The 26441-nt window shown below is 55.6% G+C and carries 22 protein-coding genes, 1 tRNA gene and 1 other RNA gene; 17 read left to right on the top strand and 7 right to left on the bottom strand.

Features of this window, described 5'->3' with window-relative positions:
* Positions 1–6: 6 nt before the first annotated feature.
* The 4 genes from ACT3RW_RS01765 (at position 7) to ACT3RW_RS01750 (ending at position 5185) form a co-directional block, all read left to right on the top strand.
* Positions 7–609 carry a HutD family protein gene (locus tag ACT3RW_RS01765; protein WP_444612617.1) on the top strand — a complete coding sequence of 201 codons (603 nt, stop codon included), beginning with the start codon at positions 7–9 and terminating at the stop codon, positions 607–609.
* Between the two features lie 329 nt (positions 610–938).
* Positions 939–2252, top strand: coding sequence for an isocitrate lyase (aceA, locus tag ACT3RW_RS01760; RefSeq protein WP_444612616.1), 1314 nt, complete (start codon positions 939–941; stop codon positions 2250–2252).
* A 79-nt stretch (positions 2253–2331) separates the two neighbouring features.
* On the top strand, positions 2332–3969 hold the full coding sequence (gene aceB / locus ACT3RW_RS01755; RefSeq protein WP_444612615.1) for a malate synthase A: 1638 nt from the start codon (positions 2332–2334) through the stop codon (positions 3967–3969).
* A gap of 130 nt (positions 3970–4099) precedes the next feature.
* Entirely contained in the window at positions 4100–5185 is a 1086-nt protein-coding gene (locus ACT3RW_RS01750; RefSeq protein WP_444612614.1) for an alpha/beta hydrolase, read from the top strand.
* On the opposite strand, the gene ACT3RW_RS01745 is transcribed toward ACT3RW_RS01750, so the two are convergent.
* The gene (locus ACT3RW_RS01745) at positions 5182–5751 is read right to left on the bottom strand and encodes a histidine phosphatase family protein (protein ID WP_131090521.1); all 570 of its coding nucleotides are present in this window, start codon (positions 5749–5751) and stop codon (positions 5182–5184) included. The genes ACT3RW_RS01750 and ACT3RW_RS01745 overlap by 4 nt on opposite strands.
* A gap of 243 nt (positions 5752–5994) precedes the next feature.
* Here ACT3RW_RS01745 and ACT3RW_RS01740 point away from each other — a divergent pair, with 243 nt between their 5' ends.
* Positions 5995–7344, top strand: coding sequence for an amino acid permease (locus ACT3RW_RS01740; RefSeq protein ID WP_131090685.1), 1350 nt, complete (start codon positions 5995–5997; stop codon positions 7342–7344).
* A 69-nt stretch (positions 7345–7413) separates the two neighbouring features.
* Here ACT3RW_RS01740 and ACT3RW_RS01735 read toward each other — a convergent pair whose 3' ends face one another.
* The gene (locus ACT3RW_RS01735; protein ID WP_131090522.1) at positions 7414–8133 is read right to left on the bottom strand and encodes a YoaK family protein; all 720 of its coding nucleotides are present in this window, start codon (positions 8131–8133) and stop codon (positions 7414–7416) included.
* Positions 8134–8268: 135 nt separating this feature from the next.
* On the opposite strand from ACT3RW_RS01735, the gene ACT3RW_RS01730 reads away from it, so the two are divergent.
* On the top strand, positions 8269–8955 hold the full coding sequence (locus tag ACT3RW_RS01730) for a DsbA family oxidoreductase (RefSeq protein ID WP_131090523.1): 687 nt from the start codon (positions 8269–8271) through the stop codon (positions 8953–8955).
* A 31-nt stretch (positions 8956–8986) separates the two neighbouring features.
* Here the strand turns inward: ACT3RW_RS01730 and ACT3RW_RS01725 are convergent, their stop codons facing one another.
* Both ACT3RW_RS01725 and ACT3RW_RS01720 read right to left on the bottom strand, forming a co-directional pair.
* Positions 8987–9604 (bottom strand): LytR C-terminal domain-containing protein, encoded by a 618-nt coding sequence (locus tag ACT3RW_RS01725; RefSeq protein WP_131090524.1) that lies wholly within the window; start codon positions 9602–9604, stop codon positions 8987–8989.
* Positions 9605–9685: 81 nt separating this feature from the next.
* Positions 9686–9988: a type II toxin-antitoxin system VapB family antitoxin gene (locus tag ACT3RW_RS01720; protein ID WP_131090525.1), complete on the bottom strand. Its 303-nt coding sequence runs from the start codon at positions 9986–9988 to the stop codon at positions 9686–9688.
* Positions 9989–10379: 391 nt separating this feature from the next.
* Between ACT3RW_RS01720 and ACT3RW_RS01715 the strand changes: the two genes are divergently transcribed.
* The gene (locus ACT3RW_RS01715) at positions 10380–11420 is read left to right on the top strand and encodes an isopenicillin N synthase family dioxygenase (protein ID WP_444612613.1); all 1041 of its coding nucleotides are present in this window, start codon (positions 10380–10382) and stop codon (positions 11418–11420) included.
* A gap of 81 nt (positions 11421–11501) precedes the next feature.
* Here the strand turns inward: ACT3RW_RS01715 and ACT3RW_RS01710 are convergent, their stop codons facing one another.
* A complete protein-coding gene (locus ACT3RW_RS01710; RefSeq protein WP_444612612.1) occupies positions 11502–11891 on the bottom strand; it encodes a VOC family protein in 390 nt (129 codons plus the stop codon).
* 134 nt (positions 11892–12025) lie between these two features.
* Positions 12026–12113 (bottom strand) — tRNA-Ser (locus ACT3RW_RS01705).
* A 188-nt stretch (positions 12114–12301) separates the two neighbouring features.
* Here ACT3RW_RS01705 and ACT3RW_RS01700 point away from each other — a divergent pair.
* The 9 genes from ACT3RW_RS01700 to ACT3RW_RS01660 all read left to right on the top strand — a co-directional run bounded on the left by ACT3RW_RS01700 (position 12302) and on the right by ACT3RW_RS01660 (position 23985).
* Positions 12302–13834 carry a DUF222 domain-containing protein gene (locus tag ACT3RW_RS01700; RefSeq protein WP_444612611.1) on the top strand — a complete coding sequence of 511 codons (1533 nt, stop codon included), beginning with the start codon at positions 12302–12304 and terminating at the stop codon, positions 13832–13834.
* Positions 13835–13945: 111 nt separating this feature from the next.
* An RNA gene (ffs, locus tag ACT3RW_RS01695) (signal recognition particle sRNA small type) lies at positions 13946–14042 on the top strand.
* Between the two features lie 27 nt (positions 14043–14069).
* Positions 14070–14990 carry a tRNA glutamyl-Q(34) synthetase GluQRS gene (gene gluQRS, locus ACT3RW_RS01690; protein WP_444612610.1) on the top strand — a complete coding sequence of 307 codons (921 nt, stop codon included), beginning with the start codon at positions 14070–14072 and terminating at the stop codon, positions 14988–14990.
* Between the two features lie 9 nt (positions 14991–14999).
* The gene (locus ACT3RW_RS01685; protein WP_444612609.1) at positions 15000–18542 is read left to right on the top strand and encodes a DNA polymerase III subunit gamma and tau; all 3543 of its coding nucleotides are present in this window, start codon (positions 15000–15002) and stop codon (positions 18540–18542) included.
* Between the two features lie 91 nt (positions 18543–18633).
* Positions 18634–19434: a recombination mediator RecR gene (recR, locus tag ACT3RW_RS01680; RefSeq protein ID WP_131090531.1), complete on the top strand. Its 801-nt coding sequence runs from the start codon at positions 18634–18636 to the stop codon at positions 19432–19434.
* 197 nt (positions 19435–19631) lie between these two features.
* The gene (locus ACT3RW_RS01675; protein ID WP_444612608.1) at positions 19632–21338 is read left to right on the top strand and encodes an MFS transporter; all 1707 of its coding nucleotides are present in this window, start codon (positions 19632–19634) and stop codon (positions 21336–21338) included.
* Between the two features lie 10 nt (positions 21339–21348).
* Positions 21349–21825 (top strand): MarR family winged helix-turn-helix transcriptional regulator, encoded by a 477-nt coding sequence (locus tag ACT3RW_RS01670; RefSeq protein WP_444612607.1) that lies wholly within the window; start codon positions 21349–21351, stop codon positions 21823–21825.
* A 116-nt stretch (positions 21826–21941) separates the two neighbouring features.
* Complete coding sequence (locus ACT3RW_RS01665) at positions 21942–22493, top strand: hypothetical protein (protein WP_444612606.1); 552 nt, start codon at positions 21942–21944, stop codon at positions 22491–22493.
* A 205-nt stretch (positions 22494–22698) separates the two neighbouring features.
* Positions 22699–23985 (top strand): aspartate kinase, encoded by a 1287-nt coding sequence (locus tag ACT3RW_RS01660; protein WP_131090535.1) that lies wholly within the window; start codon positions 22699–22701, stop codon positions 23983–23985.
* A gap of 80 nt (positions 23986–24065) precedes the next feature.
* On the opposite strand, the gene ACT3RW_RS01655 is transcribed toward ACT3RW_RS01660, so the two are convergent.
* Entirely contained in the window at positions 24066–25676 is a 1611-nt protein-coding gene (locus tag ACT3RW_RS01655; protein ID WP_444612605.1) for an alkaline phosphatase D family protein, read from the bottom strand.
* Between the two features lie 304 nt (positions 25677–25980).
* Between ACT3RW_RS01655 and ACT3RW_RS01650 the strand changes: the two genes are divergently transcribed.
* Positions 25981–26358 carry a RidA family protein gene (locus ACT3RW_RS01650; protein WP_444612604.1) on the top strand — a complete coding sequence of 126 codons (378 nt, stop codon included), beginning with the start codon at positions 25981–25983 and terminating at the stop codon, positions 26356–26358.
* Positions 26359–26441 lie beyond the last annotated feature (83 nt).

Raw genomic sequence — 26441 nt, 5'->3', positions numbered from 1 at the left:
CGACTCATGAGCGAAGCACAGGCTACCTACGCACCCGGAACCATTCTTGAGCTTTCAAAGAGCACCAAGAAGCAGTGGGAACTGGGCCAAGTCCGACTTATCGCCGCAGGCACTCTGGCCGATGACGGCACCTTGCAGCGAAGCGGTGAAGCTGAAGCGTCCTGGCAAGTTTCCATTCGCTCCATTGAGAAGGAAGCTTCTTTCACTGCCACTCTCCCAGCCCAAGTTATTACCTTGATCGCTGGAGACTTCGTTGAGTTGGATGTTGATGGAGAGCAGCACGGTCTAGAACCGTTGCGTCCACTGAAGTTCACCACCGAAGCACCGGTTGGAGCCAGCCAGCCTACCGAAGAACTACTCACCGTTTATGTTGCCGCCGATCCGCAGAAGGTTCGCCCTACGGTGAGAATCGTCGAGCTGTCCAAAAAGCGCGAGCAGTACCTCTTTGATGGACAGCTAGGCATCCTGCTCCAAGGCTCAGCCACCTTGCTACTCGGCGAAGATCAGCTGCCCGTTAATCTTCGCGACACCGTGGCAGGTTCGGACGTTCAAGAGCCACGCATTTCCGGTCGCGGTGTCATGGCGGTTGTTTCTTTCGACCTTGCCTAAAAGCGCACGTCCTTTCCCGTAGAGGGCCGGCACAGTGCACCCCTCAACAGAGGGTTTCGGTTATCTGCACGCTCGTCATCACGCGAGACATTCTAAAATTTCATACTTCTTCTCGGCCAGACCACTAGGTCTGGCCGATTTTTTGCGCTTTGGGACACTTTTGACCAAAGAAGCGTAAATCTTTCATATTTGAGAAGAAGTGAAGATCTTAAAGTAGAAAACCCCTATTTCAACCCTTGCGCTTGAGGAAAAGTAGTTCTCACGAAGAAGTTCACAAGATCATCTACCGATCAACATGAACCCGGAACTTGCGCAAAGGAGCCAAGGTAATGACTACCGAGAACACCAACGAAACCTCGATCGACAACCGCATCGCAGCTATCGAGACTGGCTGGGAGAACAACCCCCGCTGGAACAATGTCACTCGTGATTACACTGCCGCTGACGTTGTAAAGCTGCAGGGACGAGTTCAAGAAGAGCACACCCTGGCTAAGCGTGGTTCGCAGAAGTTGTGGAAGCAGCTCACCGAGGAAACCCCAACCGGTGGCTACACCAACGCACTGGGCGCACTGACCGGCAACCAAGCAGTACAGCAGGTCAAAGCCGGACTCCGAGCCATCTATCTTTCAGGCTGGCAGGTTGCAGCAGACGCCAACCTTTCAGGCCAGACCTACCCAGACCAGTCGCTCTACCCAGCAAACTCGGTCCCACAAGTGGTTCGTCGCATCAACAACGCACTACAGCGTGCCGACCAGATTGAATTCTCCGAAGGCATTCACAGCGTTGAAGACTGGATGGTCCCAATCGTCGCTGACGCAGAAGCCGGATTTGGCGGTCCACTGAACGCCTACGAACTGATGAAATCAATGATTGCGGCCGGCGCCTCAGGCGTTCACTGGGAAGACCAGCTGGCCAGCGAAAAGAAGTGCGGCCACCTCGGCGGCAAGGTGCTGATTCCAACTCAACAACATATCCGCACCCTGAACGCGGCCCGCCTGGCCGCCGACGTGGCTGGCACACCCTCGGTGGTGATTGCCCGTACCGACGCAGAAGCAGCAACCCTGATCACCTCGGATGTTGATGAACGAGATCAGCAGTTCATCACCGGCGAGCGCACTCCGGAAGGCTTCTACAAGGTCACCAACGGCATCGAGCCTTGCATCGCCAGAGCCAAGGCCTACGCACCGTATTCGGATTTGATCTGGATGGAGACCGGAACCCCGGACTTGGAGCTGGCCCGCAAGTTCGCTGAGTCGGTCAAGAAGGACTTCCCGGATCAGATGCTCGCCTACAACTGCTCACCTTCGTTCAACTGGAAGAAGCACCTTGACGATGCCACCATCGCTAAGTTCCAGCGTGAACTTGGTGCCATGGGCTTCAGCTTCCAGTTCATCACCCTGGCTGGTTTCCACGCATTGAACCACTCAATGTTCGATCTCGCCCAGGGTTACGCAAAGGACGGCATGAGCGCCTACGTCGAACTGCAGGAACGCGAATTTGCTTCCGAGTCTGCCGGCTACACCGCCACCAAGCACCAGCGCGAAGTTGGCACCGGCTACTTCGACGCAATCTCCACGGCGCTGAACCCGAACGCCTCCACCCTGGCCCTCGTGGGATCCACCGAAGAAGGCCAATTCCATTAGACCCTAATGGGTCGATGGTGCTAGCCGGCAAGGTCGCCGGCTAGCACCACCACCATTTTTGATTTTTAAGGACGCTGCCATGAACTCCCCCATCACCTTGAACAACATCACCATCACCGCTATCCCAGTTCGCCATCAGGAACAAATCCTCTCCAGCGATGCCTTGGACTTCCTGTCATCCCTGCACAGTGCTTTTGAAACCCGCCGTGCCGAACTGATGCAGTGTCGCCAGGTCAACCGGGCACGCATTGCCAACGGACGCGATCCAAAGTTCTTGGACGAGACCCGCTCAATTCGCGACGATGATTCATGGCAGGTTGCTCCGATTGCTCCGGGGCTGGAAGATCGCCGCGTAGAAATCACCGGTCCAATCGAGCGCAAGATGGCCATCAATGCTTTGAACTCCGGCGCCAACGTATGGCTGGCTGACATGGAAGATGCTTGCTCGCCCACCTGGCAGAACGTGATCAAAAATCAGGTAAACCTGATCCGCATCCTGGATAAGGAACTGGACTTCACCGCACCAGATGGCCGCGAGTACAAGCTGAACCACACCGAGCTGCGCGAACTGCCCACCATTGTGGTTCGTCCTCGTGGCTGGCACCTTCCAGAAAAGCACCTGCTGGTTGCCGGTACCCCAATGTCCGGTGCCCTGGTGGACTTCGGACTGCACTTCTTCCACAACGCACACCGCTTGCTAGCTGCAGGTCGTGGACCGTACTACTACCTGCCAAAGCTGGAAAACCATCTGGAAGCACGTTTGTGGAACGACGTCTTCAACATGGCTCAGGACCTGATGGGCATCAAGCGCGGCACCATTCGCGCCACGGTTCTCATTGAGACCATCACCGCCGCTTTTGAGATGGAAGAGATCCTCTATGAACTGCGTGAACACTCTTCGGGGCTGAACGCAGGTCGTTGGGACTACATCTTCTCGATCATCAAGAACTTCCGTTCCCGCGGACCACGCTTTGTTTTCCCTGACCGTGACACGGTAACCATGAGCGCACCGTTCATGCGGGCTTACACCGAACAGTTGGTTCGTGCTTGCCACCGACGCGGTGCCACCGCAATCGGCGGCATGAGCGCCTTTGTTCCAAACCGCAAGGATGCTTCGATCAACGAGATCGCTTTTGGCAAGGTACGTGAGGACAAGGCTCGCGAAGCTGCCGATGGTTTTGACGGTTCCTGGGTGGCTCACCCAGATCTGGTATCGGTAGCCCGCGAGGTCTACGACGAAGTGCTCGGCGAAAAACCGAATCAGTTGCAGCGCACCCGTGAAGATGTTGAGGTCTCGGATTCGGCTCTGCTGAACATTCAGAGTGTGAGTGGCAGGATCACCGAGCGCGGTATTCGCGACAATATCGAAATCGGTATCCGTTACATCGAGTCCTGGTTGCGCGGCAATGGCGCGGTGGCCCTACGTAACCTGATGGAAGATGCAGCTACCGCTGAGATTTCACGATCCCAGCTGTGGCAGTGGATCCACCAGTCAGCCATCACCGATGAAGGCGAAATCATCACCCGTCGTTGGGTACAGGATCTGGCCGAAGAGACCATGGATCACTTGGAGCGGTTTGAAGGAGACCGTTTTGAGGAAGCTTTGGAAATCTTTGAAGCTTGCGCCTTGCGTGATGACTTCCCAACCTTCCTGACCAAGAACGCTTACCTGCGCTACCTTGATGCTCCAGCTCGCACGCTGGAAATGGCAGGCTAAGTAGCTACTAATACCCGGCCGATTGTCACCAGTCGTCCTCAAGATCGGCCACGAAAAGCGGCATTCATCCGTTGGTAACCAGTCCAGCGGGCGGATGCCGTTTTTTGTGTGCACTGGTTAGGCTGTAGCCATGGCCTTCCAGTTCAAGAATCCAGCCGAGGATCTTTGGCAACCCGATGTACTGGGCGAGAACTTTTCTGCGCGCCAACTGCCACTGGTTGATGGTTCTACTGCGACGCTAGTTAGGCACAAGCCCAAGAAGAAGCAACGGCTACGTTTCTCCCCACCATTGCGTGGAATTGCGGTGCTCTACGTACATGGCTGGTCTGACTATTTTTTCCAAAAAGAGTTGGCTGAATTCCTCAGCGAAGCCGGCGCAGATTTTTATGCACTGGACCTGCGCCATTACGGACGCAACCTCGCCGCCGACCAGGCTCATGGTCTGCATGCAAAAACCAGCCCGGGGTTCACCACCGACCTCGAAGAATATTTTGAAGAGTTTGATGCTGCGCACCGGATCATTTCCAGTGCCCACCCGGGCACCCGCTTTGTCCTGCTGGCACATTCCACCGGTGGGTTGAGTGCTTGCCTCTATGCCAGCGCCAATCCTCACAAGGTTGATGCGTTGGCGCTCAACAGCCCCTGGCTGGAATTTCAGGCCAGCGAGTTTGGACGCACCGCCCTGGCCCGGATGATTCAACCTGCCACTACCCGAAACCCCCACCGTTTTTTGCCCACCATTGATCCCGGGTTTTATACCCGTACCGTCTCCAGCCAATTTGCTGGCGAGTGGGATTATGACCTTGAGTGGCGTCCGGCCAACGGGTTTAAACTCACCACCGGTTTCATCTCTGCAGTATTTTCCGCCCAGGCCAAGGTGAAAAAGGGGTTAGACCTACAGATGCCTACCTTGGTGATGCTCTCAGCCCATAACTACTTACTGCCCCGTTGGAATGACACGGCCACCCGTGCCGATGTCGCTCTCAACGTCCAAACGGTGGCGCAGCGCAGCCTGAACCTAGGACGAGAACTACATATTGTGCGCCTTCCCGGAGCCCTACATGACATCTTTTTGTCCACACCAACGGTGCGTGCTGCCGCCTACCGTAGCCTCGGCTCGTGGCTTGCCGCCCTGAAAACAAGACAACGTGATTCACAGTTGGCCTCCTGCATCCGCGCGGTATTACCCGAAGGCAACGAAGTACTGGATAACTAGCGGACCAACTTTTCTGGAACTGCGTCGTTGACCAGTTCCAGCTCCCAGGCCCCAGTCTGGTCCTGGCCCACAATGGCTACCGAGCCATTGCGGATGGTATCCAGCTTGTAGCCGGCTAGGTGCGAAAGTGTGTAGCGAATAATAGTGCCGTGACAGATGATGGCCACATTTTTGCCCGGGTAGTCTGCCGCGATCTGATTGATTGCGCGCAGGCCCCGGTCAACGACGGAGTCCAGTGGCTCGATTCCGCCACCGAGCTTATCTGGCCACAGTTCAAGCGCTTCGGCCTCCACCATGCCTTCACCCTGCGCGTAGTCGCGTTCGATCAGCAGGTCGTAGCTAGGACCAAGTTCCAGGCCCAGACCGTCGGCGATGATTTGCGCGGTTTCCCGTGCTCGGGATAGCGGGGAGGAAACGATAACGTCCCAGTTACCGCCGGCGAGTACGCTCACTGCTTCGCTTGCTTGGGTCCGTCCGGTGTCGTTCAGCGGAATATCACTGGAGCCTTGCAGTCGGCCTTCAAGGTTCCATTGCGTCTGTCCGTGGCGGACGAATCCAAGTTTCATAAGCCCATTCTCCCACCTCAATGGTGCTCTCGGGCAACCGCTGGTGGTCAAGCTCACGATTGATCTGTGCCACGTTCTACACACCAAAGCCTTGTGAGCACATAGGATTTTCTCGGCTGATTTCTGTTTTTGAACGCTTTCAGGCCCAGATCGAATGCACCCCAATAGGATCCGAGCAATACTATCGTGACCGATATCAAGGCCTCACTTGCCCGCGGGCTCACGGCCCGCCACATCCGCTTCATGGCCCTGGGCTCAGCGATCGGAACGGGCCTATTTTATGGCTCCTCCTCCGCTATCCAGGCTGCCGGCCCCGCCGTACTTTTTGCGTACATGATTGGCGGCGCAGCCGTCTTCATCGTTATGCGCGCCATGGGTGAGATGGCCGTGAAGCATCCGGTTTCCGGATCCTTCGCACACTACGCTTCGCGCTACTTGGGCAACTTTGCAGGCTTTGTCACTGGCTGGACCTTCAGCTTTGAAATGGCCATTGTGGCCATCGCCGATGTGACCGCTTTTGGCATCTATATGGGCTTCTGGTTCCCGCAGGTACCGCAGTGGATCTGGGTTCTGGTGGTGGTGCTGCTGATCGCCACCATTAACCTGATGAAGGTTAAGGTCTTTGGCGAAACCGAATTCTGGTTGGCCATTGTGAAGGTTACGGCGATTATCGCCATGATCGTTGGCGGTGTTGCCCTGATCATCTTCGGCTTTAACGCCCCAGACACCGATACCGCTACTGGCTTTGCCACGCTCATGAGTGCCGGCACGCTGTTCCCCAACGGCTTTATGGGCCTGCTATTGTCCTTCGCCGTGGTGATGTTTGCCTTTGGCGGCATCGAAACCATCGGTATTACCGCCGGCGAAGCTGATGATCCTTCGAAGTCTGTTCCAGAGGCCATCAACACTGTGCCATGGCGTATCTTGCTCTTCTACGTAGCTTCCCTGGCTGTAGTGATGATGCTCTTTGATTGGCGCCAGATTGACGGCTCCGCCTCGCCATTTGTGCAAATTTTTGACGGACTGGGATTGCCGGCAGCTGCACACGTACTCAACGCCGTGGTTATCACCGCAGCCATTTCAGCCATTAATGCCGATACCTTTGGCGCTGGACGCATGCTCTACGCCATGTCTCTGGCGGGCCATGCACCGAAGTCCTTCGGCCGGGTTTCACGCAACGGCGTGCCGTGGATGTCGGTGATAGTCATGGCTATTGTGTTGCTGGTTGGCGTGGTGCTCAACGCCCTGTTGCCTGAAGCGCTGTTCACGATTATCGCCTCGATCGCCACCTTCGCGACCGTGTGGGTTTGGATCATGATCTTGGCTTCCTACCTAGCCATGCGCCGCAAAGAAGCGAAGGCTGGGCGCGATAATTCGGTAGCTCGCGAGTACGCAGTACCGGGCGGAACCATCGCAGCCTGGGCAGCGATGATCTTCATGGTCTTTGTTGTAGTACTGCTAGCACTGAGCGCGGAAACCCGCGTGGCCTTGTACACCGGCGTCGTCTGGTTGATCTTGCTGGGTGTGCTCTACAAGGTGTTGCTGCGCCCTACCGATTCAAGCAAACAAGATAGCGACTCGCTGCTGGGCTAATAACCGGCGCTTGCAATATGGCACCCGGCTTCATCGTGAAGCTGGGTGCCACTGTTTTTAAGCAGGAATCTAGTCGACTCGGCGTCTATCCCCGGTGCGTTCTGCGATTGAAAGAGGATCTGCAACGGAGCGCAATTCTTGGAACAGCGCCAGAGACGCCCACAGCAACATGCTCAGTCCCACGATCCACAAACTGGCTAAACCGAGGTTTAGGTAGGCCAGCACTCCGCCAAGGGAGCCGATGGTGATCATTACCCACAGCACCGCATAGCGCAGCCATAACAGCCGAATAGTTCCTTGATTGGAACCGGTCAACAGCCCAAGGATCGCTCCGCCGAGCGCTTGGCCTAATTTCACCAAGGTGCCAGTCATATAGGTCAGACCGAGTGACACTTCCCCGGAACGGGTATAGGAAACATTCACCACGCCCATCGCACCAGCCAATAACAAGGCCGTGGCATGTGGGAAAGCCGAACCGGTTGCTGCGGCAGTCAGAAGTAACGCGGCACTGAAATACATGGCTACGGGCCTGCGTAGAGCTGCCAGTGGAGCGGTAATCAACGTTGCAATAACTACGCCGATAACAAAGCTAGCCACAAGCGACATGGCGTTAATCCAACCGGTGTTATCCCCGGTCATCAGTGCGGCCGAAGAGCGGGTGGAGTTACCGGACATGAACGATAGGAAGTAGCCACCAAAGTGCACAAAGCCGACACCGTCGACAAATCCTGCCATGGCGGTGATGGTTCCTGCGAAGAGGATAGCTCGCCAGCGAAGATTCTTTGCCACGTGCACTGCTTTCTTTGTTTTCGGTGTTCGCCTCGTTGCTGAGGCGCTAGGCCTTCTCTATTATTCCAGCTCTAGGTCGTACTCAGTACAAAGGGATAGTGGAATGCAATCGGCATAAAAGTTGTTGAGTCAAGCATGACTGAAAATACTGGCAATCAGCCTCTTGAATCTAAGCGCCTGCGGGTAGATATCTTCTCCGACATCGCCTGCCCTTGGTGCTTCATTGGTAAGCGTCGTTTTGAGCATGGCGTTGAAGCTTTTGAATACTCGGAGAATGTTGACGTGTTCTGGCACGCTTATCAGTTAGATCCTTCCCTGCCCGATAACTATGAAGGTAGCGAAGCTCAGTATCTTTCAGCAATGAAGGGCATAGACCAGTCCCAGGTTCAGCAGATGCTCGAACATGTGACCGCTCAGGCAGCTTCCGAGGGGTTGAAGTACGACTTTGACAACCTAAAGGTTGCAAACTCGTTCACCGCTTTGCGTGTACTGGAATACGCAAAGCAGCATGGCGCAGGCAACGAGATGAAGGAAGCATTGCTCTCTGCACATTTCGAAAAGGGCCTGAACACCGGCGATACCCCGACGTTGCTTGAAATTGCCGAATCATTGGGGCTCGATACCAAGGAGTTAGCGACGCAGCTTGAAGCTGGCGCCTTCGCTGAGGACGTCAAGGCGGACATCTCCCAAGCCCAGCAGATCGGTGTCACGGGAGTTCCGTTTTTCGTTCTTGACGGTAAATACGGCATCTCCGGTGCACAACCAGCCGAGGTATTTGCTAACGCACTAACCGAGGTTTACGCAGAGAAGGTTAACGCCTAGTAGACACCGATGGTCGGATCAGTACCTCCGACTATTCGCAGACGAGTTTGCCTGCAGAAGTATCCAATTTGCGGTCCTTTTGCAGGCTTTCGAATTTTTCACCGAGCGCCAGGTCTACGTTGCTGCCCCATTTGTCTTCGTCAAAGATGAAGACCGTTCCTGGCACCTGTCGTTGTACGGTAAAGGCTTGAGCGTATCCATCAGGTCCGGCGATGACTGCTCCAACCGTGTTTGACAGCGAATTCCAGCCAGACGTTAGCGAAGAAATCTTGAAGCCACGGTCTTCCAAGGACTTGGCTGTATCTCCGGCCAGGCCGGAAATTTCAGTGGTGTTCAAAACCCGGATACGGAAACTCGCGGGGTCCTGATAGGAGAAGTTCACTTCAGGACACTTGGTGTTTTCAATTTTTGTGGGACTTGGCGTTACTTCGTTCGCGACGGTGGGTTTCGCGCCCGGTTTCCAGTTTCCAGTGGCGATGAGTAGCGCTCCAACGGTCACTGCAAGAACTAGTACCGCCATCGCCATAAAGACAATATTCTGTCGTCTGCGCGCAGACTTTTTCGCTTTGTGATCTGAGCTGAAGCTCAAATCTTGCCCATTAACGATGTGTGCCCCGTGCCATTGATCCGGGTCTTCACTTTTACGCATCTTCCCACCTAGCTTCCGGCAACCCTTCGGCTGTAACTAGCTGAGGAGAACAGCTTCGTTATCCTCGTGGCGATAGCTTATCTAATTGACGTCCAAATCCAATATCCGGGCGTGTATTACGGAACGGTGATGTAACGCAGAACGTAATGCACGGTGCACCCCGTCTTCAAGATACAAGACGCCCTCATACCGGACCACGTGTGAAAACAGATCCCCGTAGAAGGTGGAATCTTCAGACAGCAAGGTTTCAAGATCCAGAGTCGACTTAGTCGTGACCAACTGATCCAACTTCACCTGCTGTGGTGGGATTTCGCTCCAATCGCGCGAAGAAACCAACCCGTGTTCTGGGTACGGACGGCCATCGCCTACTGCTCGAAATATCACCCATTAAGCATACGATCTGAGTGTTTGAATCGCTGGAAAGAACTTACGCGTTAGTGATGTGCGCTTAAGCAAGTTTTCTTGGTAAACATCCGAGTTTCAAGTTCGTCACAGCTTCCAAACCGGCGCTCGGGAGACCGTTACATTACCGCGTAACCCATGCGCGGCAATCCGCATGCGGACCCTATGCTGTTGAAAGCTGGTGACGGATTTGCCGACTCCACGCGATTTTCCCTGAAGATTCAAGGGTTTCGCCACTTGCACTAAGTGCGTGAGGGCGAATTATCTTCCTCTCCCAGGCGCTTTGCAAGCAATGTTACAGCGCAAGAAACTTGAGGGAACCGGGCGTAACTTTAGCTGGTAACAGTCGCGTCATAAGGTGCACGCTGGAGTTATGAAAAACGTAGTCACCGAGATCCCACTCCTCGACATCTCTACCTCGCGTAACGCAGACGGAAGCTTCAACGAAGATTTCGTCGCTGCACTTCGCGATGCGGCCCATCGTGTTGGATTCTTCCAAATCGTTGGCTACAGCTCCCAAAATGGTCAAGATCAGGAGCTGTTGGACACCATCGCTGAATTCTTCAACAAGCCTGTAGAGCAGAAGATCAAGCTAGATAACCGCAACAGCGCACAGTTCCGCGGCTACACCCGCATGGGCACCGAAATCACCCGTGGTCGTGCCGACGCCCGTGAGCAGATTGATTATGGACCAGAGCGTGATGCCTTGGCCGTTGTTCCCCAGGACAAGCCTTACTTGAACCTGCAGGGCCCTAACCAGTTCCCAGAAGATTTCCCGCAGCTCGAAAACCGCGCCATGGCCTGGGCAGAGCTGATGAACAAAACCGGACATGAACTACTGTCGGCCATCGCAGTAGGTCTAGGCCTGTCCGAAGATCACTTCGACGAACCGTTCGCCAACACCCCATCATGGATGGGCAAGTTGGTTCACTACGTTTCCGGCGATGTAGTTCCTGAATCGGGCAACCAGGGTGTTGGCCTGCACGCAGACTACGGTTTTGTCACCCTGCTACTTCAGGATCAGGTCGGCGGACTGCAGGTCCAGCCATATGGTCAAGAAGAGTGGATCGAAGTTCCACCAACTCCAGGAGCCTTGGTGGTGAACCTCGGCGAGATGCTGGAAGTTGCTACCAACGGTTACCTGATGGCAACCATCCACCGCGTCATCGCACCACCAGCTGGTGTTGACCGTTACTCGGTTCCTTTCTTCTACTCACCACGTCTAGATGCAGTCATCGACAAGGTCGAGTTGCCAGCAGAACTAGCTGCAGACGCCCGTGGTGTTTCTGATGATCCGCAGAACCCAATGTTGGCTTCCTACGGGGCCAACGTCCTTAAGGGTTGGTTGCGTGCTCACCCACAGACCGCGGCCATCCACTACCCGGAGATTGCCAAGGCCAAGAAAAGCGCCTAATTCTTCCTCTCTACCCTGATTCTGGGCAGAGACAGACAAGACCTGTTGGTCTCAGCTCGAAATTGATTTTCGAAGTTGAGATCAACAGGTCTTTTTTATTTCTACATAATCCTTGCCGGCGAGCACACAAAACTCATTACCTTCAGGATCAGCAAGAACTACCCAGCTCACGTCTACGTCTTGACCAACATCGGCGTAGGAAGCACCTAGGGACAGCAACCGGTCAACTTCCTGTTGCTGATCAAGCTCGCGCGGGCTCACATCTAGGTGCAATCGATTCTTGATGGTTTTTGCTTCCGGGACTTGAGCGAAGGTCAAGATCACGGGAAACACTTCTTGCGATTGTGGACCAATGCTGATCAGCCCGACTTCTTCTTCAAAGACTCGATAATCTAGCGCTTCACTCCAGAAGCGAGCCAAGAGCACCGGGTTAGCGCAGTCAATGGAAATCTCACTCAAAACGCTTGCCATGATTACTGCCTCGTCGAGTCATTCATCGATTGATAGATGTCTCGGATCCTACCGGGAACTGCTCACGGGATCTTGATAGGCAAAAAAATAATGTCCTGATTCATCATTTTCATGATGAACCAAGACATTAAATTTGGCGGAGGATAGGGGATTTGAACCCCTGAGGGCGTTAACCCAACACGCGTTCCAGGCGTGCGCCATAGGCCGCTAGGCGAATCCTCCTCAGTTTGCTCCGTGGAGCAGAGTCCAGCATATCTAAATTCTCGCCCAATAACGAATCGGGCACTCTCCCATCGTATCCGCCCGAAGAAACCAAGGCGCATTCCCCTGAAATCCGGTGATTTTATGGGTTATGCCCAGCTCGGAACTTTCCCGTTTTGCAACCCACAGAAGCATTGATACTGCTATTTATGAGCAAAAGAGAGGTATTTCACAGCACCGATGATCCTCGGCGCCTGCACATTAGCCCTCCCGGAACGCGGACAACTCCGGGTGATTTCGGCCGGTGGGCAGCGCATCTAGATCAAGATAATCTCTTCACGCAAATTGCGGCCACCGCCCGGCAGCTCTATGAACAACCGCCGGTTTCTTCAGCGGCCCAAGGTTTGGATGCCTTGAAGACTATGTCGCGATTACGCAGCATGCTTGATGCTGCAGAAGCCGCCGTCTTAGCTGACTCGTTTGAACATGCCGTGAAGTCAGCATCTGCTCAAGGCACCCAAGAGCCGCTCATTGATTCGTCACCAGACCCATTTCAAGAGCAAGCCACCGCGTACTACAGCGTGAATCCCTCCGATGAGGCGATAGTGCGTTCTTCCTTCGTTGCCGAGGCGTCCATAGCCATACGTGCATCCGAAGCCAACATTAGAGATCGATTATTTATCGCTGAAGGTCTGCGACATTTATGCCCGGAGACTCTTGAAGAACTCAGTTGTGGTGAGATCACCACCAGGACCGCGCAGGAAATCGTTAAGCAGTCTCAAGATCTTGAACCAGCAGACGTGCGCTACATGCAACAGACGCTTTTGCCTATCGCGCGAACCGCAGCTGATTCGGCAGTGGCTCATAGGGCACGAAAAATTCATGAACGGTTACATCCTCAACCCATTGAAGAGCGCCACAAAAAGGGCGTCCAGGACCGCAAGGTCATCTACTGGCATGAGCCCAATGGAATGTCGACGCTACAGTTGCACCTCCCTGCAGAAAAGGCCTTGAGCATCATCAACACCGTCAACTGGCACGCCTCGCAGCATGATGACCCGGATGATGAACGAACCGAACAGCAACGAAGACTGGACATTATTTGTGATGCCCTGATCGACGGTTGGCCTGCCGCGCCGGGAACGCCGTTGAAGGCACGAGTCGCCGTGACGATCCCCGCACTGGAGATGTTGGCCAACCCGAAGCGTGCACTGGCAGATTTAGAAGGCTACGGACCAATACCTATTGGGACCGCGCTGCGCATTGCTCAGGACGCCCCGTCATTCATGAAGGTACTCACCGATCCGTGGTCCGGCGCTGTGATTGATGTTGGGCGAGAAAAGTATCGTCCTTCAAAGGCCTTGCGGGACCTCTTGCGCAACCGGGACATCTGTTGCCGGTTCCCTGGCTGTAATCGGCCAGCCGAGACTTCAGAAATAGATCATATTGAGGCATGGGCTGCCGGTGGACATACCTCTAGGACCAACACCCATCTGCTGTGCAAGCGGCACCAGATGTTTAAACACGCTTTGGGCTGGCAAGCCACATACTTGGCTGATGGTTCGGTGAATTGGCGTTCTCCGCACGGGGTGATCTGCATTGAGCTGCCAGGCAGTGTCACCAATGTGCAGAATTTCGATTTTGAAAAGGACCAGACCCCGATGCTTCCTCCCATGCAACTGACCGATCGGGTACGCCGAGTATTAGGTTGGATTGATCCGCCAGATCAAGAAACAGGGTGAAAACAACCTAGTTGAGATGCGTTTAATCTGCGCTCTTCATTGCACTTGAAAGCTGAGAGCAAGCGCACGCTCACCGATTTTTATCAGGCACGAGTCTCGGGTAGTATTTTGGGTGACCCCTCGTGTGGTGTCATCCTGTTGAACTCCCCCAGGACCGGAAGGTAGCAAGGGTAGATGGGCTCTGGCAGGTGCATGAGGGGTCTTTACTTTTTCACGCAAGTCGAATGGAGTCCACGTGGGCGCTGGCCGTTTCGCCCCTAGCCCTTCTGGGCCACTCCACCTTGGCAATTTACGCACTGCTATTCTCGCTTGGCTTTTTGCCCGCTCAACACAACGCGAATTTCTACTGCGCGTTGAAGACTTGGACCGAGTTCGTTCCGGTGCCGAAGCCACCCAAATTTCTGAACTTGAAGCTTTGGGACTGAATTTTGATGGCCCCCTCCTGCGCCAATCCGAGCGCTTCCCGATTTACTTTGCAGCCATTGAGCAGCTCAAACAACGAGATCTCGTTTATCCATGCTTCTGTTCACGCAAGGACATTGCCGAAGCCGGCAGTGCACCGCATGCCGCACCCGGGGCTTATCCGGGCACCTGCCGAAACCTAAGCGAAAGTGAACGCGAAGCTAAGGCGAAAATCCGTCCCGCAGCCCTGCGCCTGCGCGCTGAAGTGAACGAATTTTCTGTTCATGATCAGTTCGCAGGTAACTACAGCGGCACCGTGGATGACTTTGTCTTGGTCCGTAACGATGGGGCGCCGGCTTACAACTTGGCTGTAGTCATTGATGACGCTGCCTGTGGAATCGACCAGGTGGTGCGCGGTGATGATTTGCTCTCCTCGGCACCGCGTCAGGGCTATCTTGCCTCACTGCTGGGCTACGAAATTCCCGATTATGTTCATGTGCCGCTGGCACTGAATAGCAAAGGCCAACGCCTAGCCAAGCGTGATGGTGCAGTAACACTCGAAGAGATCACCGAACACGGGGTACATCCAGCCGATGTTGTGGCGATTTTGCTAGAGTCGTTGGGCTTGCCAAGCACAAGTTTGCAGGCGGCCCTAGAAGCTTTCGATCCGGTGAACTTGCCTCGTGAACCGTGGATCGTAGAACCTGAAAATATCGTCCAACAGCTGATGCCCCGAGCATCACGCAACCGATAGGGAACCGGTGTGAGTACAGCGCTATATCGCAGATATCGTCCCGATACGTTTGGCGACGTCATCGGACAAGAGCACGTTACCGCTCCCCTGATGACGGCTCTGGAAAAGAACCGTGTGAATCACGCGTACCTCTTCTCCGGCCCGCGCGGTTGCGGCAAAACCACCTCGGCACGCATCTTGGCTCGTTGCCTGAACTGTGAACAGGGTCCGACTCCCGTTCCGTGTGGCACGTGCCCTAGCTGTGTGGAGCTAGCCAATGGCGGCCCAGGTTCCCTAGACGTTATCGAAATCGACGCTGCCAGCCATGGTGGTGTGGATGATGCTCGTGACCTTCGTGAACGTGCAACTTTTGCTCCTACCCGTGACCGCTACAAAATCTTCATCATCGATGAGGCTCATATGGTCACCGCGGCAGGCTTCAACGCGCTACTGAAAATTGTTGAAGAGCCACCGGCTCACATCAAGTTCATCTTCGCGACGACCGAGCCTGAAAAAGTTATCGGAACCATCCGTTCGCGTACCCACCACTACCCATTCCGTCTGGTTCCACCAGAGGCGCTGTTGGCGTACCTGCAGGTGTTGTGCGAACGCGAAAACGTTGCAGTAGCCGAGGGTGTACTCCCCTTGGTAATTCGTGCCGGTGGCGGTTCAGTCCGCGATACCCTCTCCGTTTTAGATCAGCTGATGGCTGGCGCTCGGGAAGGCACACTGGATTACGAAACTGCCATTGCGTTGCTTGGCTACACGCACTCCACCTTGCTGGATGAAGTCACCCTGTCGCTTCACGAATCTGATGGTGCCGGGCTCTTTGGCGCTATCGATCGCATTATCCAGACTGGTTTGGATCCACGCCGATTTGTTGAAGATATTCTTGAGCGCTTCCGTGACTTGATCATTGCCAAGGCAATGCCCGAAGGTCTGGAAAAGATCTTGCGCGGAGTCCCCGAAGATCAGCTTGAGGCATTACATCTGCAGGCAGGGTTGGTTGGCGCCGGCGAGCTTTCGCGCTGGGCCGATGTCACCAATCAGGCTCTGAGCCAGATGACCGGCGCGACCTCGCCGCGGCTGCATCTGGAATTGCTGGCAGCTCGTCTGATGCTGCCGGGTTCAGAGAATTCTGATTCTGCTTTTGCAGCCCGTTTGGATCGACTCGAACGCCAAGCAATGACTGGCGGCCCACTGCCGGCCCTTGAAGAAGGAGATGCAGCGACAGCTGCTGCTTCCTTGGGCGCGCCAGTTAATCCGGTAGCCGCCCGTCAGGGTGCTGCCGCAGTACGTGAAGCACTAGCGGCAGCCAAGGCCCGCCGTGAAGGTGCCCCAATGCCTGCTGCCAGCGAAGCACCCGCTGCACCTGAGGAACAACCAGCGCAACCGGTCCAGCAGCCAACGCAACCAGTTCAGCCGGTCCAGCAGCCAGTGGCGCAGGTCCAAGAGCAGCCGTCAGCTCCAGCACCAGCTCAGCAGCCGGTTCAGCACGAACAGCCTGCCGAACCACAGGGCGAGCCAGAGGCACCAGCTGTCGAAAACGAAGATCCAAATGCACCACTGGATCCGGGCGCAGATTCGCTGAATACCGGCGAAGCCGCGGACTGGGGAGCAACTTGGGGACCAAAGGACGATAGTCGTTCGGTCACCACTGAAGTTCAGCCTGGTCCTAGTGTTCCGGCTGCACGTCCAGAGGGTGTTGCCCCATTCAGCTTGGTTCCTGACCCATCTAGTGGCGAAGATTTGTCCTTCGGCACCGGTATTTCTATTGATGACGTCAAGCAGAACCCTGCCATGGCCGAATTTGCTCGTCGCACCGCGGCAAACCGAACTCAGCAACCAGCAGCTCCGGCACAACAGCAACCGCAGGCACCGCAAGCGCCAGTAGCGCAGCCGGTTCAAGCACCGACACAGCCAGCGGCACCGGCTGAAACTGAGCAGCCTTCTCAAGCTCAAATTGATGCGCAGCGTCAGGCTGCCCAGCAGGCTCAGCAACAGCAGGAGCAGCAGGCGCAACGCGAACAGGCTCAGCGTGCACAAGCTGAACGTGAAGCTCAAGAAACTGCATCGCGCGAACAGGCCCAACGTGAGCAAGCTGAGCGTGAAGCTGCCGAACGCGCAGCTCAACAGCAAGCCCAGCAACAGCAAGCACCTGCTCCACAGGCGCAGCAACCGGCTACAAGTTCTGGCGTGCAGAAGTTCCAGCAGGCCTGGCCGATGATTCTGGAACAGCTGCAGGGCAGTTCGCGAGTTCTCCATTCGATGGTGTCCACCTATGGTTCGGTGGCTGGCTTTGATGGTCGCACGCTCACGCTGGCCTTCAGCAACACAGGCCCGATTGTGAATCTGCGTAATCGTCCAGATTTGATGAATACCCTCACCGGTGTGGTGTCCCAGGTCGCTGGTTCACCAATAGAGATTGTCCTTACCGAGGGCGGCTCTAACCCGGGCGGTGGTGGTTCCCCAAAAGGTGAGCGCCGGCCACTCCCGGCGCAAATCCCAGCACCAACTAAGTTCAACAAGCCTGTAACTTCCGCTGGGGTAGCCGCACGTGCCGCAGCACGTGCGCAGGCCGCCGCTCCTGTGCCGGATCCGAGCGCTTCGCCTTCGGCCCCAATACAGGCACCGCAACCAGTTGCACCGCGTTCGGGCTCTGCCGATGGCTACACCAGTAGCTATGACGACGTTCCGCCGCCTTACGACGAGCCTTTTATGGATGAGCCTCCGTACCCGGATGATCCATATTATTCTTCTCAACCGGTAGCGGAAGCACCTGTCCAGGTGGTAACCGAACAGCCGCAGCGTGCTGAGGTTGTTGCTCCACAGTCCAGTGCTCCGCGCAGTTTTGGTGGTCCCCCGGTCGCGCCTAAACCACGCATGACCGCAGGCATGAGCGCGCGTGAAGCTGAGGGCGGAGCGCTCAATATTCCGCGCCCAGTCTCTTCCACGCCGCTGCATCCGCAGAGCACAACTGCGTCGTTCCAGAATTTGGCTACCCCTGAGCCGGATCCAGCACCGCAGGTTCAAGAACCTGTCGCTGCTCCGCAGTCGCAGTCGGAGCGTCAGTCGCCTGTGGCATCGGCACCAGCTGCTGCGCCGACCGCTGCTCCTGTCGCTACACCTGCGCCTGTCTCGGCACCCGTTGAACAGCAACCGACCCCGGTTCAAGCTGCGCCGGTTCAAGCTGCGCCGGTTCACGCCGCACCGGCTCCAGAAGCAGCCCCGAGTTGGGGCACGCCACAGGAACAAGCCGCTGCACCGAGCGAGCCACCAGCCAGTGCCGCAGGACAACGCATGAGCCGCTACCAGCAGCTGATGAACCAGGCCAAGGATTCGCCCACTGCGTCGGCACCAATTCAAGCCGCCAGCGGTTGGGGCGGTCCGAGCGCAGCACCAAATCGCGCCGTGATCCAAGAGCCTGAGGAGTTCGTCCCGAGCGACGACGACATCCAGGTCGAAGATTCAGCGCTCATCGGTGTTCCCGCCGTGGAACGGTTGCTCGGTGGTTTGGTCATTGAGCAGCGAGACGTTAACGGCAATGTTGTGGAAATCAAGCGCAGCCTGTAGCCCGCACCACGGCGAACTGTCGGGGTGAGACACTAAGGTGTAACACGGAAGTTTTCCACTAGATCTAAGCAAGGCAAGAAAGAAGGCGCACGTGTACGAAGGTGCTGTACAGGAACTGATCGACGAGCTCGGTCGCTTACCTGGCATCGGCCCAAAGTCGGCTCAGCGCATTGCTTTCCACATTCTTGATGCCGATTCTGAGGATATGACCCGGTTGGCCGCTTCCATCCAGCTGGTCAAGGAAAAGGTTAAGTTCTGCGAGATCTGCTTTAACATCTCCGAGCAAGAACGATGTGCAATTTGTCGTGATGAACGTCGTGACGGAACCAAGATCTGCATCGTCGAGGAATCCAAAGACGTCATGGCCATCGAGCGCACCCGCGCCTTTGGTGGCAAATACCATGTGCTTGGTGGCTCGATTAATCCGTTGGCTGGCATTGGCCCGGAACAGCTACACATCCGTGAATTGGTCACCCGCCTGGCCGATGAGTCCATCACCGAATTGATTCTGGCTACCGACCCGAACCTTGAGGGCGAGGCCACGGCAGTTTATCTGGTGCGCGCGCTGGCTCCTTTGGGCATTCGAATCACTCGCCTGGCCTCCGGACTTCCGGTGGGTGGCGACTTGGAGTACGCCGATGAGGTCACCTTGGCTCGTGCCTTTGAAGGTCGACGCACCGCAGGGTCAAACTCTGCGGCAGCACGACGCAACGATGCACCTACATCTGCTCCAGCGCGAAACGACGAAGCAGAAGAGGACAAAGCACCCGCTTCTTCGAGCGCAGAACCCCGGTTGTTCCGCGCGGTTAACCCGGATCAGGCTCCCGCCGATGAAGCTTCGCGCCCGTCACACCCGGTAGTTCCACCGATGGATGACCACCGTAGCCGGTAACTAATCAAGGCTTCGCCTAGTGAACCTCGCCCACCCGCAGCTCGCGGGAACGGCGGGGTTTATTAGTTTCAGCCGACGGTCAATACATAGGTGTGCGATGGAACACGCTTAGTTGAGAATTATCAACTATCGGCGTATGGTTGATATAAATCAACCAATCGGCTCTTATGGCCGACCCTTTTTTCTTTGGAGCTTTAATGACCGAAACCGCACCGGTCGTCAAGGTAAAGATGACGCACCGAGAAATTCTCACCGCCCTCACCGGCATTCTCATGGGCATGTTCGTCTCGATCTTGGCTAATACCGTCGTTTCCAGTTCACTGCCGGTAATCGTTTCCGATTTGCACGGCAGCCAAACTTCCTACACCTGGGTAGTAACCGCCACCTTGCTGGCAACTACTATCTCTACCCCTATCTGGGGAAAGCACGCTGACCTCGGCAACCGTAAGCTGTTGCTGCAGATCTCGCTGGCAATCTTCGTTCTCGCATCAGCGGCTGCCGGCTTCTCGCAGGACACTGCCTTCCTGATTTCCATGCGTGTCATCCAGGGTCTTGCCGGTGGTGGCGTTGGCGCCCTGGCACAGATTGTCATGGCCGACTTCCTCTCCCCACGCGAACGTGGCAAGTACATGGGCCTGTTCGGCGCAGTGATGGCCATCGGTACCGTCGGCGGACCATTGATCGGTGGCTTTGTCACTGACACCATCAACTGGCGCTGGAACTTCTTTATCGCCCTACCATTTGCCATCGCTGCAATCATCCTGATTCAGCGCACCCTGCACCTGCCAGCTGTTGCCAAGCGCAAGGTCAAGATCGACTACTGGGGCATCGTGTTGCTCTCCGGCGGCGTTTCCTTGCTCTTGATCTGGATGTCGCTGGGCGGCTCCGAATTTGAGTGGGCTTCTACCACCAGCTTCCTGATGGTCCTTGGCGCGATCGTTCTGATTGCTTCATTCATCATTGTTGAAATCAAGTCTTCAGAACCACTGTTGAACATGTCCCTGTTCAAGAACCGCACCTTCACCTTCGCTGTCATTGCCTCGTTGGCTGTTGGCGTCTCAATGTTCGGCACCTCGGTGTTCCTCAGCCAGTACATGATCATGGCTCGTGGCGCATCAGCCACCATGGCCGGATTGATGACCTTCCCACTGATGGGCGGCCTGCTGGTGATCTCAACCATCGGTGGCGCAATCATCTCGCGCACCGGTAAGTGGAAAGCACTGGTAGTCACCGGTTCGGTACTCATCGTCATTGGACTGTTCCTGCTGGGAACCATCCACTACGACACCAACTACGCGGTAGTTGCTTCCTTCATGTTCATCCTTGGCGCCGGTATGGGTCTGGTCATGCAGAACATGGTGCTGGTAGTGCAGAACTCGGTGGACATCAAGGAACTGGGTGTTGCTTCTTCCTCGGTGAACTTCTTCCGCACCTTGGGCGGCACCGCAGGTACCGCAGGTTTGGGTGCCATCTTGGCAGCCACCATCCCGGACATGATCGCTGATCGCCAGGCAGATTTGATGCAGGCCATCGGATCGCTCGGCGAAAAGGGCAAGGCCGTGGCAGAGGTTCTCTCCTCGGGCAACCTGCCAACGGTCTCCACCCTGCCAGAGCCGGTACGAGTGATCTTCGAATCCATCTATGGTGATGCAGTGCCTTCACTGTTCACCTTCGCAGCTCCGCTGTCCTTGCTCGTTGTTGTCGCCGTATGCCTGATCCCTAATCAGTCACTAACCACTCAGAACGCTTCCGAGCGTCTGCAGGAAGTTGAAGCCGAGGCCGCCGTTCTTGGAGCTAGTTCCACCGGCACCAGCAATAACGCTGAGCGCGAGGCTGAGACAAAGGAAGCTGTTGCGGCACACAGCGCAACCTCGCAGTCAGCGCAGAAGTCAGCCGATAGCTAGGAGTATTCCCATGGATACCACTAGAACGGATGACGCAGTCTGTAGCCAGGAGCGCACCGACCGCTATTCGAAGGCCGAACAGGAATTGTTTTCCTTGATTGCCCTCACCTCGCGTTTTAAACGTGAACTAGCGGTCCGCCTCCATGGTCAGCTGACCCCGGGATATTTGCCGGTACTCGGACTTATTTTGCGCACTGAGCGCATCGCCCAATCCGAGATCTGCGAAAAGCTGTTGATCGATAAGGCCACGCTGTCTCGGATGGTTTCCAAGCTGGAGCAACTTGATCTGATTGTTCGTGAAGTCAATGCCGAGGACCGCAGGGCCTTCGACTTGCTACCAACGGAGCACGCAAAAAGTCGTTGGCGTAGCGGCTTTGAGCAATGGCGAGGAGAACTTCGCTCACGTATGACCAACTGGGAAGATGCGGACTTGGATACGTTGGTTGATCTTCTGGGTAGGTTGAACTCGGAGATTCAGACAATCTAGCTGCAAGCCTGCTTCGTCAACAAGATCGGTGCGAAGACTCGGGCACCACGGGATAAATCCCGTGGTGCCCGAGTCTTTTCTGGTCCGAAGCAACTGGCCATGCCTAAACTTCAGCTATGGGAATCAAGAGCAGCAATACCGGCGCCATCGCCAATGCCACCGGCACCTCGTGGGAACAGTGGAGCGCAACGCTGGAGTCGAAGAACGCAAGCGCACTGACACATAAGGAAATTGCCGAGCTCGCTTACGCTCACATGTCCGAAACAGTGCAGAACTCAGGCTGGTGGGCGCAGTCCGTAGCAGTAGCCTACGAGCAGCAAATTGGACGGCGTCTACCTGGACAGGCCCAAGATGGAACCTTCCAAGGTTCGGTCAGCACCACCACCGATGCCGATTTGGACGCTGCACTGGCCAAGTGGGAATCTACCATTGCACACTTAGACAAATTCAATTCCCAAGCTCTCAGCGACCCCGCCCGCACCAGTAGCTCCGAACGCTGGCGTTACTGGCGTGCGAGTTTTTCCGACGGCACCAAGACCCAAGTAGACATTGGGCTCAAAGGGGACAAATCCTCGATTGCCATTAACGTTACTAAGGCTAAGACACCAGATCAGTTGTCGGATTGGAAGAGCTTTTGGCGACAAATATTGGGCGAATTCAAGAAGTAGTCAGCGATTTTCAACAACAGCTGTGAAAGTTTCTAGGCAATATGACCAATGTTTACCGTCACAAGTAGGTGAACTTGGCCTGCAACTGACACAATATTTATTTGGTAGATGTCTTGCGCTGTGCCATGGACTAGAAACCTGAACGTTTCTACCCGTGCAGCACCAACGCCGAGACATAGCTTTCAAACAGGTGGAGTGAGTGCCCATGGGCCTAATTGTTCAAAAATTTGGCGGTTCGTCCGTATCGGATGCCGACGGCATCAAGCGTGTGGCGCGTCGAATTATTGAAACCAAGTCCCAGGGTCACGATGTCGTAGTTGTCGTCTCCGCGATGGGTGACACCACCGACGACCTGCTGGATCTGGCGGGTCAGCTCACCGATGATGCACCAGCACGTGAAATGGACATGCTGCTCTCCGCCGGAGAACGCATCTCGATGTCTTTGCTCGCTATGGCCATCAACCAGTTTGGTGAGCAAGCTGCTTCCTTCACCGGATCCCAGGCCGGTCTGATTACTGACTCATCCCACGGTAAAGCACGCATCATGGAGGTCTCTCCACAGCGTGTGCGTAAGGCCATTGACCGCGGCTTCATCGCGATTGTTGCTGGCTTCCAAGGCATGAGCAAGGAATCCAACAACATCACCACCATGGGTCGCGGTGGTTCTGATACCACCGCAGTGGCATTGGCTGCAGCCCTCGGCGCCGACGTCTGCGAAATCTACACCGACGTTGACGGCATTTACACTGCTGACCCACGCGTGGTCGCCTCAGCTAAAAAGATTGAAAAAATCACCAGCGAAGAAATGCTGGAAATGGCCGCTAGCGGCTCAAAGATTCTGCACCTACGTTGTGTGGAGTACGCGCGACGCTTTGGTGTGCCGCTGCATGTGCGTTCTTCATTCAGCACTCACGAGGGCACTTGGGTGCTCCCGAACCCCGACGACAAAATCAAAATTCAAGAGGGAGAACCCTTGGAACAGCCAATCATCTCAGGTGTCGCCCACGACCACTCCGAAGCCAAGGTCACCGTTATCGGCGTGCCAGATATCCCTGGCAAAGCAGCCCAGATTTTCGGTGTCATCGCCGCAGCTCAGGCCAATATCGACATGATCGTGCAGAACATTTCGACTCGCGGCTCGGGCAAGACCGATATCTCCTTCACCCTGCCAATGACTGAAACCAAGAACGTATTGGGCGCGCTCACCACCGCTCAGGGCGAGATCGGTTTTGAAGACATTGAGCACAACGACGAGGTCGGCAAGCTGTCGCTGATCGGTGCCGGCATGCGCTCGAACCCAGGTGTCTCCTTCACCTTCTTCGAAGCCCTGCACACCGCAGGCGTGAACGTGGATATGATCTCCACTTCAGAAATCCGCATCTCTGTGGTCACCGACGCTGACAAGCTTAATGACGCTGTGCGTGCCATCCATACCGCTTTTGATTTGGATACCGACGTAGAAGCTACCGTTTACGGCGGCACTGGACGCTAAGTCCGCTCTACCCAAGATCAGGCCGGTTTCTGCTGAATTTTCAGCGAACACCGGCCTGATCTTTTGAGCGGATATTTCGATTACTTGGCTGGTTCCAAAGTTTTGGAGTAGACAGTTTCGCCCAACCCGTTGCGCAGGCTAACGGTAAACATGTCTTGATCATCCAGATCAACATGTCCAAAGAACTGGCCCTTGCCATCGCGAGGTGACTGGTTAGCGACGGTACCGGCCAGAGCGAAGTCCACCTTCGGCCCAAAAGTTCCGTCCATCTTGTTAGGGCCGAAGGAACCGGCGTTAACCGGGCCGGCAACAAATTCCCAGAACTCGTTGAAATCGCTGAACGCTGCTCGCTCGGGCGAGTAGTGGTGTGCCGCGCAGTAGTGCACATCCGCGGTCAGGAAGACGACGTTCTTAATGCCACGGTCTTTAATGGCTTTGAGCAGTCGCGCCAATTCCAGTTCTCGACCCAACGGGGCACCGTGATCAGCGTTAGCAATGGATTCTTGTGCCTTGCCGTCAGGAACGATGATGCCCAGAGGCAGATCATTGAGGATGACTTTCCAAGTGGCCCTAGACTGGCTTAGCCCGTCGACCAACCAGCTCAGCTGTTCTTCACCGAGGATCGCAGTTTCCTTTGACTCCATGCCGTCGGTGTTCTCTGACTTGAAGGTGCGCATATCCAATGCGAATAAGTCCAAGGCCGGACCGCGGGAAATCTTGCGGTAAATTCGTGCAGCTTCAAAACCGGTGCCACCGCGCAACGCACGAGGATCAGCGATAGGCTGATATTCCTGCCACGCTTGGCGTCCTCGGGATGCCAAGGTATTGATATCACGCACGGTGTAACGCTCATCAGTGATGGTCTCCCCCGGCCACCAGTTGTTGTGCGTTTCGTGGTCATCCCACTGAGCGATGACAGGGACTTGTGCATACATCGCCCGGACGTTAGCGTCCATCATGTTGTAGCGGTGGCGCCCACGGTATTCGGCCAAAGTTTCGGCAACCTTGGAAACTTCTTCAGTCACTAGGTTGCGCCAAATCTGGCCATCGGCTTCTTTAACCTCTGCAAAGATCGGGCCGTCAGCGTAGATCGTGTCACCACTGTGCACAAAGAAGTCAGGCTTGGTGGCGTGCATCGCGGCGTAGGCACGCATGCCGCCAATTTCCTCATTGATGCCCCAGCCCTGACCGGCGGTGTCGCCCGACCAAACGAAGCTTTGTGCTCGGGCAGCCTCATGGTTGCGGCGGCCGTTGAGGGATGGTGCGGTGCTAAACCAGCCCTGTTCGGTCTCACCTACGGTTCCGTTCTCATCTTCAAAACCGATGCTTACCGAGAAGCGTGTTCCAGCTGGCAGATGGGCAGCACTGATTTTTGCAGTGTAGTCGCTCGCCTCGGTAGCCTGGGCACCTCTTAGGGTGCGGGCGAAGGATCCCCGACCGCGAATGATCTGTCCGGTTTCATCCACGGCACGCAACTGTGCGCGCAGTCGGCCTTCAGCAGAACTGCGGGCCCAGAGTACTGCGCTATTGGTGGAAACGTCACCCATGGAGAAACCACTGGTGAGTCCCAAACGTGAACGGACCAAGCGTGGGCTACTAGAGGCCAGAGCGGCACCGGTGGGGTCAACGAGGCCTAGGGCTCCTGCGCCCAAGGCGCCGGTCAGCAAATTTCGACGCGAAATATTAGTCATGGAATTCAGTGTTCATGACTAATTCAGCCGCTTCCTTGAGCTGAGATGAATACAAAGAGAAATTATCCTAGCGACGGCTACACCGACCTAAAGGATCGCTTCCAGTTTTCCTTTCGAGCCATACCTTTGCCCGAAAAACACGACAAGACCCGAATCGCTAGTCGGCTAGATCCCGAGTCAAGGTTGACACCGGTGCATCTAAGAGCCAGATGTCGTAACACTTTGCGATTGCTTCAAGGCAACTGCCTAGTGTTGTAGGCGTTCTATAACCCACGCCTCTCTCCGGAAGAAATGCGCATACCTGATGCCTGAGTACCATTTCAGCCCCAGCCTTCATCAGTCCACTGCCCCGTTTTCGCACTTCGTTCGACACGACGACACCGGCTACACTGCCGGAATCATTGGTCAACGAACAGATGATGGCTCACTCGTTTCCGACGACGTTGCCGAACAGTGCGAGGCAATGATGCGGAATCTAGCGACACTGCTGGAAGAGCTTAATCTGGACTTTTCGAATCTCCTAAGAACAACGATCTATCTCACCGACTACAAGGATTTCGGAACCATCAATGCCGCTTACGCTAAGCATCTGGTTGAGCCGTACCCTGTCAGAACAACGATCCAGGTAGCTGCCCTTCCACTCGGCGCCAAGGTGCAGATCGATACGGTCATCGGCTTCTAGCTGCTCGCTTGGGATTCCACTTGCCAAGCGCCATGTCTATACCCCTGAGTCAGTTCAAAGTCCTTCGAACATTGCTCGCCTTC

The sequence above is a fragment of the Glutamicibacter sp. AOP5-A2-18 genome (assembly GCF_052446055.1).
In the GTDB taxonomy this organism is placed as follows: Bacteria; Actinomycetota; Actinomycetes; order Actinomycetales; family Micrococcaceae; genus Glutamicibacter.
This window is presented reverse-complemented; position numbering and strand designations above follow the sequence as displayed.